General features: G+C 62.2%; 18 protein-coding genes and 1 pseudogene. 14 read left to right on the top strand and 5 right to left on the bottom strand.

What is annotated here, in order from left to right:
- Positions 1–25: 25 nt before the first annotated feature.
- Positions 26–1,261 carry a flagellar hook-associated protein FlgL gene (gene flgL / locus CYJ10_RS10390; protein WP_101681395.1) on the top strand — a complete coding sequence of 412 codons (1,236 nt, stop codon included), beginning with the start codon at positions 26–28 and terminating at the stop codon, positions 1,259–1,261.
- A gap of 203 nt (positions 1,262–1,464) precedes the next feature.
- Here flgL and CYJ10_RS10385 read toward each other — a convergent pair whose 3' ends face one another.
- Positions 1,465–2,409, bottom strand: a complete 945-nt coding sequence (locus CYJ10_RS10385; protein ID WP_101681394.1) for a histone deacetylase family protein — start codon at positions 2,407–2,409, stop codon at positions 1,465–1,467.
- Between the two features lie 280 nt (positions 2,410–2,689).
- On the opposite strand from CYJ10_RS10385, the gene CYJ10_RS34635 reads away from it, so the two are divergent.
- The 3 genes from CYJ10_RS34635 to CYJ10_RS10375 all read left to right on the top strand — a co-directional run bounded on the left by CYJ10_RS34635 (position 2,690) and on the right by CYJ10_RS10375 (position 4,796).
- Positions 2,690–3,070 carry a glutaminase gene (locus tag CYJ10_RS34635; RefSeq protein ID WP_257993225.1) on the top strand — a complete coding sequence of 127 codons (381 nt, stop codon included), beginning with the start codon at positions 2,690–2,692 and terminating at the stop codon, positions 3,068–3,070.
- Positions 3,036–3,668, top strand: a complete 633-nt coding sequence (locus CYJ10_RS34630; protein ID WP_257993224.1) for a glutaminase — start codon at positions 3,036–3,038, stop codon at positions 3,666–3,668. Before CYJ10_RS34635 ends, CYJ10_RS34630 begins: the two co-directional genes overlap by 35 nt.
- Positions 3,669–3,884: 216 nt before the next feature.
- Positions 3,885–4,796: an alpha/beta fold hydrolase gene (locus CYJ10_RS10375; RefSeq protein ID WP_101681561.1), complete on the top strand. Its 912-nt coding sequence runs from the start codon at positions 3,885–3,887 to the stop codon at positions 4,794–4,796.
- Between the two features lie 282 nt (positions 4,797–5,078).
- Here CYJ10_RS10375 and CYJ10_RS10370 read toward each other — a convergent pair whose 3' ends face one another.
- Positions 5,079–5,477: a RidA family protein gene (locus CYJ10_RS10370; protein ID WP_101681560.1), complete on the bottom strand. Its 399-nt coding sequence runs from the start codon at positions 5,475–5,477 to the stop codon at positions 5,079–5,081.
- Between the two features lie 130 nt (positions 5,478–5,607).
- Between CYJ10_RS10370 and CYJ10_RS10365 the strand changes: the two are divergent.
- From CYJ10_RS10365 to CYJ10_RS10340, 6 genes and pseudogenes are all read left to right on the top strand, one after another.
- Positions 5,608–6,517 (top strand): annotated as a pseudogene (locus CYJ10_RS10365) (LysR family transcriptional regulator).
- A gap of 28 nt (positions 6,518–6,545) precedes the next feature.
- Positions 6,546–7,115, top strand: coding sequence for a YdeI/OmpD-associated family protein (locus CYJ10_RS10360; RefSeq protein WP_101681393.1), 570 nt, complete (start codon positions 6,546–6,548; stop codon positions 7,113–7,115).
- A gap of 221 nt (positions 7,116–7,336) precedes the next feature.
- Positions 7,337–7,978: an HAD family hydrolase gene (locus CYJ10_RS10355; protein WP_257993223.1), complete on the top strand. Its 642-nt coding sequence runs from the start codon at positions 7,337–7,339 to the stop codon at positions 7,976–7,978.
- A 3-nt stretch (positions 7,979–7,981) separates the two neighbouring features.
- Positions 7,982–8,611, top strand: coding sequence for an NUDIX hydrolase (locus tag CYJ10_RS10350; protein ID WP_101681391.1), 630 nt, complete (start codon positions 7,982–7,984; stop codon positions 8,609–8,611).
- A 196-nt stretch (positions 8,612–8,807) separates the two neighbouring features.
- Positions 8,808–9,290, top strand: a complete 483-nt coding sequence (locus tag CYJ10_RS10345; protein WP_101681390.1) for a (2Fe-2S)-binding protein — start codon at positions 8,808–8,810, stop codon at positions 9,288–9,290.
- Positions 9,287–11,593 (top strand): xanthine dehydrogenase family protein molybdopterin-binding subunit, encoded by a 2,307-nt coding sequence (locus CYJ10_RS10340; protein WP_257993222.1) that lies wholly within the window; start codon positions 9,287–9,289, stop codon positions 11,591–11,593. Before CYJ10_RS10345 ends, CYJ10_RS10340 begins: the two co-directional genes overlap by 4 nt.
- Here the strand turns inward: CYJ10_RS10340 and CYJ10_RS10335 are convergent.
- Positions 11,590–12,498 (bottom strand): LysR family transcriptional regulator, encoded by a 909-nt coding sequence (locus CYJ10_RS10335; protein WP_101681389.1) that lies wholly within the window; start codon positions 12,496–12,498, stop codon positions 11,590–11,592. The two genes, CYJ10_RS10340 and CYJ10_RS10335, sit on opposite strands and share 4 nt — an antisense overlap.
- 286 nt (positions 12,499–12,784) lie before the next feature.
- Between CYJ10_RS10335 and CYJ10_RS10330 the strand changes: the two genes are divergently transcribed.
- From CYJ10_RS10330 to CYJ10_RS35335, 3 genes are read left to right on the top strand one after another with little or no spacing between them, the layout of a single operon-like run.
- The gene (locus tag CYJ10_RS10330) at positions 12,785–13,180 is read left to right on the top strand and encodes a (R)-mandelonitrile lyase (protein WP_219621442.1); all 396 of its coding nucleotides are present in this window, start codon (positions 12,785–12,787) and stop codon (positions 13,178–13,180) included.
- Positions 13,161–14,012 carry a carboxymuconolactone decarboxylase family protein gene (locus CYJ10_RS10325; protein ID WP_257993221.1) on the top strand — a complete coding sequence of 284 codons (852 nt, stop codon included), beginning with the start codon at positions 13,161–13,163 and terminating at the stop codon, positions 14,010–14,012. The genes CYJ10_RS10330 and CYJ10_RS10325 overlap by 20 nt, the downstream gene beginning before the upstream one ends.
- A gap of 18 nt (positions 14,013–14,030) precedes the next feature.
- Entirely contained in the window at positions 14,031–14,492 is a 462-nt protein-coding gene (locus tag CYJ10_RS35335; protein WP_101681386.1) for a (R)-mandelonitrile lyase, read from the top strand.
- A gap of 866 nt (positions 14,493–15,358) precedes the next feature.
- On the opposite strand, the gene CYJ10_RS10310 is transcribed toward CYJ10_RS35335, so the two are convergent.
- On the bottom strand, positions 15,359–15,691 hold the full coding sequence (locus tag CYJ10_RS10310) for a winged helix-turn-helix transcriptional regulator (protein WP_101681384.1): 333 nt from the start codon (positions 15,689–15,691) through the stop codon (positions 15,359–15,361).
- A 143-nt stretch (positions 15,692–15,834) separates the two neighbouring features.
- Between CYJ10_RS10310 and CYJ10_RS10305 the strand changes: the two genes are divergently transcribed.
- Entirely contained in the window at positions 15,835–16,824 is a 990-nt protein-coding gene (locus tag CYJ10_RS10305; protein WP_101681383.1) for an NADPH:quinone reductase, read from the top strand.
- A gap of 25 nt (positions 16,825–16,849) precedes the next feature.
- Here CYJ10_RS10305 and CYJ10_RS10300 read toward each other — a convergent pair whose 3' ends face one another.
- The gene (locus tag CYJ10_RS10300; protein WP_101681382.1) at positions 16,850–18,103 is read right to left on the bottom strand and encodes a cupin domain-containing protein; all 1,254 of its coding nucleotides are present in this window, start codon (positions 18,101–18,103) and stop codon (positions 16,850–16,852) included.
- Positions 18,104–18,172 lie beyond the last annotated feature (69 nt).

Here is an 18,172-nt window from a genome sequence, read left to right as displayed (position 1 = left end):
ACACCGGAAAAGAAGGAATCACGCCATGCGCGTCGCAACCTCCACCCTGTATCACCAGGGCCTGTCCTCGATGAACAACCAGCAGTCGAACCTGCTGCACGTGCAGCAGCAGCTGGCTACCGGCCGCCGCGTGCTGACTCCGTCGGACGATCCCGTCGCGGCCACGCGCGCCCTGGGCGTGTCGCAGTCGGTCGCCGTGAACGGCCAGTACACGGCGTCGCGCAAGCAGGCCAACTCATCGCTGGGGCTCGAAGAAAACTCGCTGTCGACGGTAACCACCGCGCTGCAGAACATCAAGACGATGCTGGTGAACGCCGGTAACGGCACGCTGAGCGACAACGACCGCGCATCGCTGGCCACCGCCCTGCAAGGCCAGTACGACCAGCTGGTGGGTCTGGCCAACGCCGATGACGGCAACGGCAACTACCTGTTCGCGGGCCTGAAGACCGGCGCCGCACCGTTCGTGGCCGATGCTGCCGGCAACCTGACGTACCAGGGCGATACGGGTCACCAGCTGCTGCAGGTGGACGTGGCGCGCCAGATGGAAGCCGGCAACAACGGCGCGGAGATCTTCCAGTCGGTCACGGCAAACGCAGGCTATGTCATTAAGGGCAACAGCGCGAACGGCGGCACCGGTACCTTCAGCTCGATCTCGGTGACCGACCCCAGCAACGCGCTGTACGGCCACTCGCTGAGCGTGACGTTCTCGACCAATGGCGCGGGCGTCAAGCAGTACACGGTCAACGACCTGACGACCGGCACGCCTGTTGGCGCGGCAACGAACTACGTGGATGGCGGCGACATCAGCGTGGCTGGCGTGTCGTTCTCGATCAAGGGTACGCCCGCCGACGGCGACACGTTTGCCGTGCAGCCGGCCCAGCAGGCAGGCGCCGACATGTTCGCCAACCTGAAGGACGTGATCAACGCGCTGCGTACGCCGATCAACTCGGGCACCGCCCAGGACGTGGCCGCGGCCAACTTGCAGAACGCGATCGCCACGGGCCTGCGCCAGAACAACAATTCGCTGGACAACGTGCTGACGGTGCGTGCATCGGTGGGCTCGCGCATGAACGAACTCGATGCGCTGGACACCATCGGCTCGAACCGCGATCTCAGCAATTCAAAGACGCTGTCGGACCTGACCGAACTGGACTACGCATCGGCCATCACCGAGTACTACCAGCGTCAGACTGCACTGCAGGGGGCGCAGCAATCCTTCATGCAGATCCAGCAAATGAACCTGTTCAGGTTCCTGGGATGATGAAGTGAGGTGGCCTTAGGCCACCTCTTGTCGTGCCGGAATATAGGTTTGGAAACTCCCGTTGAGAACTGGGAAAAAGCCGCAAACCAGAGTGGGACGCGGCTTCCCAACCTGTTGCCTTCAAACTTCGACCCTCCAAAGTCTGGTTTTCCCCATTCTCCGTTTGAATGCCGGGGCGCCAAGGCGACATCGCCGCTATCCGTTCATTCGGCTTCGACTTGCATCAACGCGCTGACATGAGCCACCGCGCTCGTGGCCAATGCGTCCAGGCTATAGCCCCCTTCCAGAATCGACACGATGCGGCCGTCGCACGTCTCGTCGGCAATCTGCATCAGTTCTCTTGTGATCCAATGGAAGTCGCTGTCTTCCAGATTCATGCCAGCGAGGGGATCCAGGCGGTGCGCGTCGAATCCAGCGGAAACAATCAGGATTTCGGGGGCGAAGGCCCTTAGCGAGGGAAGTACGAGGGCAGAAATCGCAGCACGGAATTGCGCCGACTCACAGCCACGAGGCAACGGAACGTTGACGATATTGTGGCTCATCCCTGTCTCGGCGCGGGCGCCCGTGCCGGGATAGAAAGGCGACTGGTGGCTGGACGCGTAAAACAGCTCGGGACGGTCGAAAAATGCCGCCTGGGTTCCATTGCCGTGATGCACATCGAAATCGACCACAGCGACGCGCTCGATTTTGTGGACCTCATAGGCATAGGCTGCCGCGATTGCCGCCTGATTGAAAATGCAAAAGCCCATTGCCTTCGCCGGTTCAGCGTGATGGCCGCACGGTCGTGTTGCGCAGAATACGTTGCGCGCCTGGCCATCCATCACCGCATCGACACCCGCACACGCGGCGCCGACGCAGCGCATGACCGCTTCCCACGAGCCTGGCGACATGATCGTATCGCCTGCGTCCAGCGGCACGTAGCCCTGGGTGGGGGCGCGTTGCGCGATCTCGTCGATGAAGTGCGAATCGTGGATCAATTGCAACTGCTCGACGGTGCCCATCGGCGCATCGCGCCATTCCAGCGAAGCGAACGCCGGCGTTCGCAATGCCTCCACGACGGCTGTCAATCGTTCAGGCGACTCTGGATGGTGCGGCCCGGGGCGGTGCTCGAGGCACGCGGTGTGCGTGTAAATAATCGTAGTTGTCATATTCGGCTGTACTCGGTTTCAACCGGCGACTTTCCCGACATCGCATATCCAGGGCCTGCAGCGATCGCCACGGCAGCCTGGTCAGGTATGTAATATATCAGCGCTTGCCCGATCCGGGGCCGGGCAGGTGAATTTCAGCGGAACGACGCAAGCCATCCAGACCGTTGTGAAGGGCGATATGCCGATTTGCGCTACAAGCGTCTAGGACCCAAGTCCCGTGGAGCGCATGTCGACAGTGTGTAACTGTGTAACCTTGTGGAAGCTACAGAGGAGGGCGAGCATGACCCCGTCGACCACCGTAACCCCACCCTTTGTTTCCACGGGCAACCTGCCTGGGCCTGATCCGGTCCGGCTGTTGGTGGAAGCGGCTTATGCGCACTTCCGCGAGGACACCGGCGGCAAACTGGCCGACTACATCCCGGCATTGGCCGAAGCAGATCCATCCGCCTTTGGTATCTGCGTTGCCAACACGCGTGGCGACACGCTCATGATTGGCGATGCGGCGCAGCCTTTCTCGATTCAGAGCGTGTCCAAGCCCTTTGTATTTGCGCTGATATGCGATGCCCTCGGTCCATCCGAGGCCGCGGCGCGGGGTAGACGCTACCGGGTTGCCCTTCAACTCCGTCATGGCGATGGAACTGCGACCCGATGGCACCAGTAATCCCCTGGTCAACGCCGGCGCCATCGCGGCGACCAGCCTGGTGCCCGGCTCCGACGCGGAGGACCGCTGGCATCAGGTTCGCCAGGGGCTGTCTCTCTTCGCAGGCCGAGAACTCGAATGCGATGAACGCGTCTACGCCTCCGAAGCAACCACTAACCAGCGCAACGCTGGTTTGGCGCACCTATTGCGCGGGCACGGTCATCTCTATTGCGATCCGGATGAAGCTGTGGACGTTTACCGCGTCAATGTGCGCTGCTGGTCAGTGCGCGCGATCTTGGCGAGTGGCGGCGTCCAACCGCTCACCGGCAATCAGGTCGTAAGCGCCTCGACTTGCCAGCGTGTGCTGGCGGTCATGGCGACAGCGGGTCTGTACGAGCGCTCCGGGAGTTGGCTGTACGAAGTGGGCCTGCCTGGTAAAAGCGGCGTTAGCGGCGGAATATTGACGATCGCTCCCGGCAAGGGTGCCGTCGCGACGTTCTCGCCGCCACTGGACGGTGCGGGAAACAGCGTACGCGGCCAGCTTGTCATGCGCTTTCTGTCGGAGCAACTGGGTTTGAACCTGTTCATTTCTGCACCCGCAGAGCGCCTGCCTGACTAGATTTGATGCAGCGGAAGCGACCCGTCATGCAATAGGCGTGAGCGCAACGGTTCAGGCCGGATCGTGCCATTCATTTTCGACCGGGAGTGTTGCCAGGAATGGCAATCACACAATGAGTTAATGCACCACGATGGCGAAGGGCACCTAAACGCGACAAATTGTGAGAATATCCGCGCCAGAAAACTGTTTGATTTGATCAACCATCTGGGGTCGGAAATGCGAAAGATTTTGTCTTTTCTGCTGTTGATTGCGTCGATTCAAATTTTCCCGGTCGCTGCCGCTGTGTTTTCATTTCCGGCCGATTTCAAGAAAGAGATCATTTCCACCAACGGCGTGAAAATGTACGTACGTGTCGGCGGCCACGGACCCGCTGTGGTGTTGCTGCACGGTTACGGAGAAACAGGCGACATGTGGATACCGCTCGCCACGAAGCTGGCGGTGAACCATACCGTGGTTGTCCCGGATCTGCGCGGAATGGGGCTGTCCAACCATCCGGCAACCGGTTATGACAAGAAAAACCAGGCGCGCGATATTGCCGGTGTACTGGACGCCCTCCAGATTGCAAAAGCCGATGTGGTCGCCCATGACATCGGAAACATGGTTGCCTATGCTTTCGCGGCCGAGCAGCCGGAACGGGTGACCAAGCTCGTGCTGATGGATGCCCCCATTCCCGGTGTCGGCCCGTGGGAAGACATCCTCAAGAGCCCTCTGCTTTGGCATTTCCGTTTTGGCGGCCCGGACATGGAACGGCTGGTAAAAGGGCGCGAACGAATTTATCTAGACCGTTTCTGGAACGAATTCTCGGCCGATCCCAAGAGTTTTGGTGAGGCATCGCGCCAACACTACGCGAAGTTTTACGCATTGCCCGGCGCGATGCATTCCGGCTTCGAGCAGTTTCACGCTTTTGACCAGGATGTCATCGACAACAAGGCCAATCTCGCGAAAGGTGCGTTGCCGATGCCAGTACTTGCCATCGGTGGTGAAAAATCCTTTGGCGTCATGATGGAAACGGTCGCCCGCGCGGCAGCTAGTAACGTGCAGGGGGTTGTGATTCCAAATGCCGGCCATTGGCTGATGGAAGAGCAACAGCAGGCAACAAGTGCGGCCATCAGCGGGTTTCTTCAGTGAAGGAAATGGGGCGCCAGAGTTCTTGTCTGTCCGCCATGGTGAGCGTCCCTTGACGGGTAGCGAGATTTCGCCGCCGTTGCGATGGCGGAAGATGTCCAGGCGCTCGTGACCCAGGTTGGTCCAGCAGGAGCTGGACCAACTGGTCGTCGAAAAGCCACGGCGATCGCACGTCCGTAGGGGGCGTCTCAGATGGCGCACCGTTGCAAGAGCGATTAAAGACTGCATTAACAATTCACATAGATCTTTTGATAAGCCGGTAAGCTGGCTTATCTGCCCGACTCCTCAGTCATTGGGCGGCAGGTTCGCAATGATCTTGATCTCGAAATCGAAGCCGTAAAGCCATGTCACGCCGACTGCGGTCAGTGCCGGGTACGGCGTTTCGCCCCAGAACTCGGGAACGATCTGCCACACGCGCTCGAATGTCGATTGGGGATCGACCATGAATACGGTGACGTCCACCACATCGTCGAACGTGCATCCGGCCTCGTGCAGGATCGCGTTCAGGTTCCGGAAAGCGAGCCGCACCTGTTCCTGCAGGTCTGGTTCGGGGCTTCCGTCTTCGCGGCTACCGACCTGGCCAGACACAAACAACAAACCATTTGCCCGTACGGCCGGGGAATAACGATTACGCTCGTAAAGCGCCCGGCGCCCCGCCGGGAAAATCACATCACGCTTGCCCACGCTTGCCTCCATTGAAAAGTCATTGATTACGATCTGAGTCACTCTAGCGGTCGGCTCCCGCGCGATAAACCGCTGACTCTGGTCATGACTGTTTGTAGAATGCAAACAATTCAGGCACCGGGTAACACTCATGGATCGTTTCGACGCGATGCGCGTTTTCGTTCGGGTGGTCGAGGCAAGCAGTTTTACGAGGGCGGCCGAGACGCTTCATATGAGCAAGACCACGGTGACGCATCTGGTGCAGCAACTGGAAGCGCGTTTGCGCGTGCGGCTATTAAACCGGACGACACGCAAGCTCAATGTCACACCGGACGGCATTGCATATTACGAGCGCGTGACGCGGCTGCTTGCCGATATGGACGATGCCGAGACGAGCCTGTCGAGCGCATCGGCTGCACCGCAAGGTCGGCTTCGCGTGGATGTGCCAAGTCCCCTCGCGCGCCTGCTGCTCATCCCGGCGATGCCGGATTTCTACGCCCGCTATCCCGACATTCAAGTCGACCTGGGCGTCAGTGATCGCACCGTTGACATCATTGGTGAGAACGTGGATTGCGTCGTGCGCGGGGGCGAGCCGAAAGATCAGTCCATGATCGCCCGGTGCGTGGCTGAGCTGCCGCTCGGCGTCTTCGCCTCGCCCAAGTATCTGGCAATGGCAGGTGTGCCTTCACATCCTGCGGAAATGCTCGCATCACCGCATCGTCGAGTTTTCCTGGGGACGCGCAGGCCATCTTTATCCCCTCGTCATGCATCGCCGCGGCGAGCGGGCAGAGGTGATGGCCCGATATGCGCTCGCCGTTGATGACGGCAAGGCCTATCTTGCAGCGGGGTTGTCCGGTCTGGGCATCCTGTGGCTCCCCCGCTATATGTCGAAAGCCCATCTGAAGCAGGGCGAGCTCGTCGCGCTGTTCGAGGACTGGCAACTGGATCCGATGCCGCTTTACATTGCGTATCCACCGAACCGCCACGTCAGCGCGAAGCTGCGTGTGTTCATCGATTGGGTTGTCGCGGTGATGAACGGGCGTCTTTGCGAGGCGCCTTGATCATGAGTTCCATTATTCGGATGACTCCATGACCGAACCTCATCTGACATTTTCAAGCCAGAGGGAATGGGATGACTGGCTGGCACAAAACGGTAGCACCTCCACCGGGGTATGGCTGCGCCTTGCCAAAAAAGGCGCCGGGCAGCCAACCTTCACATACGAACAGGCGCTGGCCAGCGCGCTTTGTCATGGCTGGATTGACGGTCGAAAACAGGCCGAAAGCGAAAAATACTGGCTGCAACGTTTCACTCGACGTTCAGCAAGAAGTATCTGGTCCAAGCGCAACAAGGACAGGGCCGAAGCGCTTGTCGCCGCAGGCAAAATGCAGCCAGCTGGCATGCGGGAGATCGAGAAGGCCAGGAAGGATGGCCGCTGGCAGGCTGCCTATGCGTCCGCCAGCAATGCGGTCGTGCCGGACGATCTCCAGGCCGCGCTAAATGCCAATCCAGCAGCCAGCGCATGCTTTGCGACGCTGAACAGCCGCAACCGCTACGCTATCCTGTTCCGGTTACAGAATGTCAAAACGCCTGCAACACGGAATCGCAAGATCGAGGAGTTCATCGATATGCTGAACCGCGGCGAAACCTTTCATCCCTAGGCCAGGGGAGTTGGACTGCCGAAGGAAATGGCGGCCTTGCCGAGCCGCCCGGCCAGGAGTGGCATGACCTTTGCCACGGGGCGTTCATTGAATCGGACGACTCTCCAAATGCTGCCAGTGGCCACCCGTGCGCGAACCGTGGCCATTTTCCGCTTCGCTATAATCGGCTGCTACCTTCGCCGGTGATACGAGCGACTTTGGAAGGAAGTATGAGCCAACACATGACATCGCAGCCGCCACATTCTGTGGATACGGTCATTTTCGATCTCGGGAATGTTCTCATTCAGTGGAGCCCGCGCCATCTTTTTAGAAAGATCTTCGGTTCCGATGACGTTGCGATGGAACATTTCTTGTCAGAAGTCTGCAACACGGAATGGAACGAGCAACAGGACCGTGGCCGTCCATGGAAGGACGCTATCGCTGAAGCGGTCGAACGTCATCCCGCACATGAATCCAATATCAGAGCCTACTTCGATCGTTGGTCGGAAATGATACCCGGCGAGATCGAGGGGACCGTGAAGATTCTTGAGCAGTTGCGCAATCTCGATGTCCGACTCCTGGCGCTGACCAATTGGTCGGCCGAGACGTTCCACGTTGCCGAGGCGCGGTTTCCATTTTTGAAATGGTTCGAAGGCATTGTCGTATCGGGTCGGGAATGCATCATGAAGCCGGATCCAGCCATCTTCAGGCTGATTATCAAGCGATACCAGCTACGCCCTGAGGCGACGGCCTTTATTGACGACAGTATGCGCAACGTGGAAGCTGCGAACCGAGAGAATCTCCGCGGCGTTCATTTCGAGAGCCCAGCCGAATTGCGTTCCACATTGCAGGCACTCGGCATTGCACTGCCGGAGGAGGCGTAGAACATGGCGTTTACGGAAAACGAGTGGCTGACCTACGCCAAACGCCTGCAGGCTTCCGCGCTGACCGGTCTAGCCTACTGCAAAGACCCGTATGACATCGAGCGCTTCCAGGAAATTAGAGGCATTGCGGATGAAATGCTCGCAAAGCTCTTCATGGCACCGCTCGAGCAAATTGCCGTTCTGGCGCCAGGCGCCAAGAGCTATGTCACGCCGATGACCGATGTTCGCGGCGCAGTGATTGAAAATAATCAGATTTTGCTCGTTCGCGAAGGTGTTAGCGGACTGTGGACGCTTCCGGGCGGATTTGCGGACGTTGGCTTGTCTCCCGCAGAAAACGTCGTGAAAGAGATCGCCGAGGAAGCGTGTATCAGCGTGACGGCAAAGCAGCTATATAGCGTTCGGCATAAAGCGAAAGGACAGTTCAATCCTGACGCGCGAGAATTCTACAAGCTGTATTTCATTTGCGAGCGTACTGGCCAGGAAACACCGGTACCAGGCCCGGAAGTTTCCGAGGTGGCATTCTTCCCGCGTGATCGTTTGCCCGAGTTGTGCAAAGACCGTGTGGTTGAGGAGGACATTCAACGGGCGTTCTCTCACTATCGCCAGCCGGGCCAGAGCGCGCTGTTCGATTGATCGGGATGGATCGAATTGTCGCGCTCGCCCGACGGCCGGATTTGTCAGTCGGATGCAGCGCGATAATCGATGCTTGCGCAATTGGCGGGGACCCGTCGATTCGTGAACTGCATTCATGAAGGCATGCGCCATGGTTGCACAATCCCGCCGCGATTCTCCGCTACCATCCCGCGAATCCCTGCCACGCCCGATCCCCATGACAACACTAAAAATCAACGGCCAGGTTCACAACGTCGACCTGTCGCCCGATACGCCCCTGCTGTGGACGCTCCGTGACGCCCTTGGTTTCACCGGTACAAAGTTCGGATGTGGCATGGCCTTGTGCGGCGCCTGCACGGTGCATGTCGACGGACAGGCGGTGCGCTCCTGCGTCACGCCAATCTCCGCGCTGGGCAACAAGCCCGTCCGGACGATCGAGTCCATGGATGCCGACCGGGTTGGCAAAGCCGTGCAGGACGCGTGGGTCGAACTTGGCGTGGCGCAATGCGGCTACTGCCAGGCTGGCCAGATCATGACCGCCACGGCGTTGCTCAAGGACAATCCCAAGCCGACTGACGCGCAAATCGTCGCCGCGATGAGTGGCAACCTTTGCCGCTGCGGCACCTATACGCGGATCAACGCCGCCGTGCGGCTGGCGTCGTCACGGCTGTCCGGCAACAAGACGGGAGCCAAGGCATGACGCGTACCGATATGCAGCCTCTGGAACAACCGGCACGCCGTCGACTCTTGCAGGCGGGGGCCGCGTTTGCGCTGTCCGTGCAGTTTGGCGGGCTGATCGCCAAGGCCGATGCCGCGGAGGCGGCGAAGAAGTATGGGGCCTTGTCGATGCCAGGCGGTGTGGTCGACAACCCGCTGGTCTTTGTCTCGCTCGCGAAGGATGGCACCGTGACCATTCTCGCGCACCGCGCCGAGATGGGAACCGGTGTACGGACCAGCCTGCCGATGGTGGTGGCCGACGAGATGGAGGCCGACTGGGCCCGCGTGAAGATCGTGCAGGCCGATGCCAACGAGGCGCGCTATGGCAGCCAGAATGTCGATGGCTCGCGCAGCATGCGGCATTTCCTGGCGCCCATGCGCCGTGTGGGTGCGTCGGCGCGCCAGATGCTGGAGGCGGCCGCCGCCGAACAATGGAAGGTGCCCGTCGCCGAGGTGCAGGCGCGCCATCACGAAGTCATCCATACGCCGACGGGCCGCCGGCTGGGATACGGCGAGCTGGCCGAAGCTGCCACGCGGCAGCCGGTGCCGGCGCACGATCAGCTCCGGCTCAAGAAGCCGGAAGCGTTCCGCTACATCGGCAAGGGCAAGGTCGTGCCGACGGACAGCCGTGATATTGCGCAGGGCAAGGCCGTGTACGGGATCGACGTGCGGCTGCCCGGCATGGTCTACGCGGTCATCGCACGGCCGCCGGTTTATGGCGGCAAGCTGCGCAAGGTTGATAGCGCCGACGCGCTCAAGGTGCCGGGCGTATTGCGCGTGGTGGAGCTGAAGGGTTATGACGGCCCGCCGCTGTTTAACCCGGTGGGCGGGGTGGCGGTGGTTGCCACGAATACCTGGGCGGCAATGCAGGGTCGGGCGGCGCTCAAGCTTGAGTGGGACGACGGCGCGAACTCCAGCTACGATTCGGCCGCGTTTCGACGCGCGCTGGAAGCGGCGGCGCGTCAGCCGGGCAAGGCGCTGCGCAACGACGGCGATGCCGTAGCCGCGATCTCGGCGGGCAGCGGTCAACGCAAGGTCTCGGCCGAGTACTACGTGCCACATCTGGCGCACGCGTCGATGGAAACACCGGTGGCCACGGCACGCTTTGTCGACGGAAAGTGTGAAATCTGGGCGCCCTCGCAGGCGCCGCAGGGCGCGCTGGAGAGCGTGGCGAAGCACGTCGGGCTGGATCCCAAGGACGTGACGGTCCACCTGACGCTGCTGGGCGGCGGGTTTGGCCGCAAGTCGATGGCGGACTTCATTTCCGAGGCCGCGCTGGTATCCAAGGCGATGGGTGGCACGCCGGTGAAGCTGCAATGGACGCGCGACGACGATATCCGGCACGACTACTACCACACGGTTTCGGTCGAGCACATGGAGTCGGTACTGGACGCCGGCGGCAAACCGACGGCATGGCTCCACCGGTCCGCTGCGCCGACCATCGGTTCCACATTCAAGGTCGGTGCGCAAGGCAAGGCCGATTTCGAGGCCGCGATGACGGCCATCAACATCCCTTACCAGATTGCGTCGATCCGGCTGGAGTCGGCCGATGTGCCGGCGCACACGCGCATTGGCTGGTTCCGCTCGGTGTCGAACATTCCGCATGCGTTTGCGGTGCAGAGCTTCGTTGCCGAACTGGCGCATCAGGCAGGGCGCGACCCGAAGGACTATCTGCTGGATCTGATCGGGCCGCCGCGCAAGATCGATCCCGCGACGCTATCCGACAAATGGAACTACAGCGAGTCGCCGGACGTGTATCCGCTGGATACGGGCCGCATGCGTCGCGTGATCGAGGAAGCCGCGCGTCGGGCCGGTTGGGGCCGCAAGCTGCCGAAGGGACATGGTCTGGGCATCGCCATGGCATACAGCTTCGTGACCTATGTGGCGACGGTGGTCGAAGTGGCCGTGGACGCCAAGGGCCAGATCACCATCCCGCGCGTGGACATGGCGATCGATTGCGGCCCGCAGGTCAATCCGGAACGTATTCGCTCGCAGGTCGAGGGCGGATGCGTGATGGGTATTGGTCTGGCGATGCTGGGCGAGATTTCGTTCCAGGGCGGTCGTGTGCAGCAGAGCAATTTCCACGACTTTGAAATCCTGCGCTCGCAGATGGCACCGCGCGCCATTCACACGTGGCTGGTCGGCGGTGACTTCGACGTGCCGCCCGGCGGCGTGGGCGAGCCCCCTGTGCCACCCGTTGCACCGGCGCTGTGCAACGCGATTTTCGCGGCCACGGGCCAGCGCATCCGCTCGCTGCCGATCCGCGATCAGCTCACCCAGGCCTAACCGCGGGCGCCATCTGGCCGGTACCGGATGGCGTCGATGACGATCTTGAGTGCGCGCGAAGACTGGCGACGGCTGGGATAGAACGCGTGGTAGCCGGGGAAGGTCGGGCACCAGTCTTCCATCACCCGGACGAGGCGTCCCGCCTCGACGTAGGGCTGGAGCATGGGCCAGGGCAGGAAAGTCAGTCCGAATCCGTCCAGCGCGGCATTCAGCATCTGGTTGACGCTGTTGCACACGACCTGGCCCTCTACGCGCGCCTGCACCTTCTTGGCGCCCTTGGCCAGTTCCCAGGCGTAGAGGCCGCCGCTCGTGGAAAGCCGCAGATTGATGCATCGATGCGCCAGCAGGTCACGCGGCGTGGTCGGCTTGTCGCGGCCCTTGAAGTACGCCGACGCGCCGACGATGGCCATCTTCACGTCGGGGCTGATGCGCACCGCAATCATGTCTTTCTCGATCTGGTCACCAAAGCGTACACCAATGTCGTACCGTTCGCCGACGATGTTGGTTAGCCCATAGTCGACAGTCAGCTCGACATTGAGATCGGGATACTGCGGCAGCACCTTGGCCAGTCGGGGCCAGATGATGGCGTCGATCGGATGGTCGACGGCGGTGATGCGGATCGTCCCGGACGGCCTGTCCCCAAGGTCGGCCACCGCCGAGAGGTCGGCCTCGATGCCCTCGAACTTCGGACCCAGCGACTGGATCAGCCATTCACCGGCGTCGGTCGTCGACACGCTCCGCGTGGTCCGGGTCAGCAGCCGGACCCCCAGCTTGGCTTCCAGGTTGCGAATCGTGTGACTGAGCGCCGATTGCGTGACACCAAGCCGGGCCGCGGCACGCGTGAAACTGCGCTCCTTCGCGACGGTAATCAAGGCAAGCAGGTCGTTCAGGTTATGGCGGGGCATGGGGCGGGCTTTCTTGTGTGCGACGCGTGCGGACGAGGCGGCTGCGGCCTGCGGTCTGTATGGAGCTATGAAGGCATTTCATGAATACCTCCGCTATTGTTCAGTCCGAGGCGCGCCATGCGCAAGCATTTTCATCAGGAGAACCCCAATGCACAGTTTGCACATCCCGCATCGTAGGAGCCGGATCACTGGCAGTCTGTCCGGTGCGGTGGCGCTTGTTGCCTTGAGCGCTTGCGCGGCGAACGCCCTGGCAGCAGGTGAGCAAGGTGCGGCAGGCGCCACGACGATGACGGTCATCCCGGCAGGCTCGCGCGCGCCTATGCCGGCACCCGCGCAGAACTTCGTCGGCACGGTACGACTTGCTCCGATGTTTGCCGGCAGCGCGCCATCGCGGCTGTCATCGGGTCAGGTCACATTCGAGGCGGGTGCCCGGTCCGCCTGGCATACCCACCCCGCCGGCCAGATGCTCGTCGTGACGGCGGGGCATGGCTGGATCCAGCAGGAAGGGCAGCCCAAGCAGGAGATCGGGCCTGGCGACGTGGTCTGGACCCCACCGGGGGTCAAGCATTGGCACGGTGCCACAACTGGCGGGCCGCTGACGCATCTTGCGATACAGGAATCCGTGGACGGCAAGAATGTCAGCTGGCTCGAGCCCGTCAGCGATGACCAGTATCGCAAGTAAGAAAGGCCAAGGGAGCAAGGCAATGAAACATGTTCTGGCAGTCGCGGCGGCATCGCTGGCGGCATCGGGGAACGCTGTCATGGCGCAGCAGGTTGAAGGCGCCACTGGCGGCAATGTGCGGGGGAGTGCGACGGCAGCGTCTGCTTCGATCGCCGACGTTGCGTCGGTGTCACCGGCGCTGGCAGCGTTCATCCATGGCCGGCTTCAGGGTGAGGTGTGGCAGCGGCCCCAGATGAGCGCACGGGACCGCAGCGTCGCGACGGTGGCCGCACTGATCGCCCGTAACCAGCCGGCGGATATGCCGGCGCAGTTCGCGCTGGCGCTGGATCATGGCGTGAAGCCGGCTGAACTGTCCGAGATCATCCTGCACCTGGCGTTCTACACCGGCCTGGGCAATGCCCTTGCGGCGATCCCCGCGGCAAGGCAGGTCTTTGTCGCACGGGGCGTTGACGTTGCTGTGCTGCCACCCGCAGGTGGCGATCGCTTGCCGCTGAACGACGCCGCCGAAGCCGCGCGAGCCGCCGGTGTGCAGCAGAACTTCGGTGCGGTGGCGCTGGGCGTGGTGCAGTACACAACGGACGTCCTGTTCCGGGACTTGTGGCTCCGCCCCGCGCTGGCGCAACGCGACCGCAGTCTTGTCACGGTGGCCGCGCTCGTCGCCACTGGACAGGTGGCGCAGATTCCCTATCACCTCAACCGTGCCATGGACAACGGCCTGACCCAGCCAGAAGCCTCCGAGCTGCTGACCCATCTCGCTTTCTATGCGGGCTGGCCGAGCGTTTTTTCTGCCATGCCCGTGTTCAAGGACGTCTTTGCGAAGCGCGCGGGGTGACGCGCCCCCCAATGCGTAATGTCCTGGCCGTCAATGCCGCGTAACGAACCGAATCCATCCGACATGATTAGAGTGACAACCCCGTGCCAGCAATCGTCCAGCGACGGGCAGGCTGCCAATTTCTCGGGTAGCGTCCGTATCGATTCGCATTTTCAGGCGGAAGCGCCGGCACGGGTGGGCGGGGCCATGGTCACGTTCGCGCCGGGCGCGCGGACGGCCTGGCACAGCCACCCGCTCGGACAGACGCTGCTGGTTGTCGCGGGCGTCGGCGCTGTCCAGCAATGGGGTGAGGCGGTTCAGACGATCCGACCCGGCGATCTTGTATGGATTCCGCCGAACACGAAGCACTGGCACGGCGCGACCGCCTCGGTCAGCATGGCACATATCGCGATCGCGGAGGCCATGGACGGCTCTGCGGTGGTGTGGATGGAGCAAGTCAGCCCCGAGCAGTATCGTCACGCACTGCGGCAGCCTGCGTGAGCTGCGCAGGCCTTGCATCACCGCCGTTTTGCTATTGCGCCGATGGCGCTGGACGAAGCCGCGGAGGAATCGGTGCGGACAATGCGGTGCCTTCCCTACATCGAAAACGGAAAGCCATTCACAGCGACCGCACGGCAACCTGTCAGTTTCCGCATGGAATGATCCGGTCGAATTAGGAAGGGGATCGGCCGGGCTCCATTTGCCAGCCGCCTGGGCAGCGCTTGACGTGCGGGTAATAGCCGTTGGGCTGGTCGCAGTAATACCGCCAGCTGCTCGGTACGGCGCCGCCAGACGCCGTTGCGGGCTTGCCTTTCTCGACGTACTGCGTCGGGGGTGCAACGTATCCGAAGTAAACGGGTTCATCTGTCCACCCGTCGTAGGCGTATTCCCACCATCCCGGCCAGCCTGTGCCTACCGCAAGAAAGACAACGCGCCCTTGGCCACGATGGAAGCCCCCATGACGAAAGCCGAAGTGGCCGCCGTCCTGACCACGGAATCCGCCGACTGGCATGCTGCCTTGATGCATGCCCGCACTGCCGCCGCCGCTCCCTCCGCCCCGCCCGCCAGCCAGCGCGGGGGTGCCGGCGGTCAACGCAACGCCCGCCACCAAGGCCAGCGCGATCCTGCAAAACCTGCGCCCGTTCACGATGTGCCCCCTGCTTGGCTTACTGGATGTCCCGGTACGCCGATCCTGGCGCGTCGGGTTTGGCGGGCAGACGCCGCGCCGCTACCCGGTAAACCGCTACGCCTTCCAATTTATTCCCTTCCCTCGCGCGCGTCAGCCGGCCTGAGCTTCACCGGTGCCTCAGCCGGGCTGGGCGTCGGGCGTTGTCAGGCGCCATGCACTTTTGGGGCCGGCGTGCCCGTCACTTGAAGGCGCTCAGTTCGATGTAGGCATCGCCCCATTTCTTCATCGCTTCAAGCACGGGCGCAAGCGTCGTACCGAATTCGGTCAGCGAGTATTCGACCCGGGGCGGCACCTCCGCGAAAACCTCGCGGGTCACGATACCGTCCGATTCCAGTTCTCGAAGCTGCAGCGTCAATGAGCGTTGCGTCACGGTGCCGATCAATCGCTGCAGTTCGCCAAAGCGTTTGGTGCCGCTCATCAAATAATGGACGATCAGGGGTTTCCATTTGCCGCCTGCAACGTCGACCGTTGCAGCGACGGAGCATTGATAGGTTCTAACCGAAGAAGTCATGCCAGGTCCCAATAGGATACTTTTTATCCCTATATATCAAAGATGTGCCGTCTTGTGAAAAACCGGTCGACAGCCGATAGTCGCGGCTCGGTTGCCTGGCGCGTCGCCAGGCGACGGCCAGTTTGATGCAAGGAGTTGGATGGATGAAGGCCGCCTACTACGAACGACAGGGCAAGGCATCGGAAGTGCTGAGGCTTGGAGATTTTCCACTACCGTCGCCGGGACCCGGCGAAGTTCGCGTGCGAATCCATGCGTCCGGTCTCAATCCTAGCGATATCAAGGCACGCACCGGCTTCTCGGGTCCGGCTGCGTTCCCGCTGGTTATTCCGCATCAGGATGGCGCTGGCGTCATCGATGCTGTCGGGACCGGCGTTGCGGCGGCACGCATCGGCGAGCGCGTATGGCTGTTCGAGGCGCAGTATCGTCGTGCCTTTGGCACCGCGGCGGCGTACACCGTCGTCCCGGCGCGGCAAGCGGTGCTGCTGCCCGACAACGTTCCGTTCACGGTCGGAGCGTGCCTCGGCGTTCCGGCACTCACCGCGCATCGCTGCCTGTTTGCGGACGGTGACATCAAGGGGCGTTTCATACTTGTCCACGGTGGCGCGGGGGCGGTCGGGACCGCGGCCATCCTGCTGGCAAAGTGGGCCGGCGCCTGGGTTGCGACGACCGTTTCGACGCCTGAGCAGGCCGATGCCGCACGGCGTGCCGGCGCAGACGTTGTCATCCATCGGTGGTCGGACGATGTAGCGGCCATCGTCAAATCGGAAACGGGCCAGCGCGGCGTCGATCGGATCGTGGACGTCGGGCTGCAGGACAACCTCGACATCGACATGAACTGCCTGGCCAACGGCGGCATCATCAGCGCCTACGCCGTGAACGATGCCGCCGACCACTTGCCGCTGCCTTTGCTCAAGACCATGATTGCCGGCTGCTCGTTCCGGTTCGTCTACATCTACACCGTCCCGGCAGCCGCCAAGTCCGCAGCGGTTTCCGCAATCAGCCAATGTCTCGCAGACGGCGCCTATGCGCCCACGATAGGGATGCAGGTGCCGCTCGATGCTATCGTCGAAGCGCACGAGGCGCAGGAGTCCGGCCGGGTGATCGGCAAGATCATTGTCGAGCCCGGCCATTAGGCTGCGGACATCTGCGGGTCGGCGTTCATTCCGGCACGATGTCGGGGCGATCACGCGGGAACTGCGCCAGGGTTTCGGCACTGATGTTCAGCGTCTGCATGACCATCTCCGGCGGCGTGTGGGCGAGCCAGTCGGACAGCGACACCTCGGCGAAGTGGTCGGCCTTGAAGACCTCGACCATGATCAGGTCCGTGTTGCCGACGTTTTGCACGTAGTGGCCCAGACCCTTCTTCACGTAGCCGATATCGCCCGCGTTGAAGTCGGCGGTCATCGCCTTGGGGCCTGTGTCGAACACCGTCATGCGGCCCTTGCCCTTGATGTAGTACTGCCATTCGTCGGCGTTCGGATGCCAGTGCAGTTCGCGCAGGCCGCCCGGCTTCACCGTAACCAGCGCCGCAGCGACGTTCTGTGAGATGTGGAAATTCCGGCTGTCGGCAATCTGCACATAGCCACTACGGGTCTTGCGCACCGGCGTGGAATCTGACAGCGAAAACGTAACGGGCAGGGCGGGTGGGCCCTTGCGCGACGCCGAGGCGCGTTGCGCGGCAGCCAGCGGCCCCGGCTCCTTGCCCTGGAAGATCCAGAGGTTGTCGACCGGGATATTCTTGAACGACTCGACGGGCACGCCGAAGTTGGCGGCCAGCACTTCCGGCGGCGTATGCGCGATCCAGTCGGTCACCAGCAGCGTGTTGAACTCGGATGCCATGCCGTTATCGAACGCGATCAGGAATTCCGCGCCGGTGGTGCCTGCGCCCTGCAGCGAATGTGGCAGCCCCGGTGGGAAGTACCAGAGGTCGCCCGCCTTGACGTCCTGCACCGAGGGGCGACCTTCTTCGTCGAGCGTCGTGATGCGGCACCTTCCGTCGAGCATGATGGCCCACTCGGCCTGCTGGTGCCAGTGCATCTCGCGGATGCCGCCGGCCGAGAGCCGCATGTTCACTCCGGAGATGTCCTTGGAGATGGCAAAGTCTTCCTGCGTGACCTCGCGCGCCCAGCCACCGTTCTGGATCCGCTTGTGGGCATTGCTGAATGACGACCAGAATTGCGGCATGCCATTGACGTCGGTGGCCGGCGCGTCCTGGAACGAAGGAAACTGCTCCGCCAGGGCATCGTTGCGTGGGCCGGGATCGGTCAGGCCCTGGCGGTTGCGCGCATTGATCGCGCCTTCGGGCGGACGGTCGGGGTTGCCGAACGAGGCGGCGTGCGCCGATGCTGCGGCCGCTGCAAACGCGGTGGTTGCCGCGCCGATCATTACCTTTCGTCTGGTCAGGTCAGTCATGATGCATTCCCTTTGGCTTGGATGGAGCAGTCCGGCGCGTATCTGAGGCATCGAAGACACGGCGGACCG

This window comes from Cupriavidus pauculus, from assembly GCF_002858765.1.
GTDB lineage: Bacteria > Pseudomonadota > Gammaproteobacteria > Burkholderiales > Burkholderiaceae > Cupriavidus > Cupriavidus pauculus_B.
Note: the sequence above shows the minus strand (reverse complement) of the source record. Positions and strands in the feature narration are given on the sequence as shown.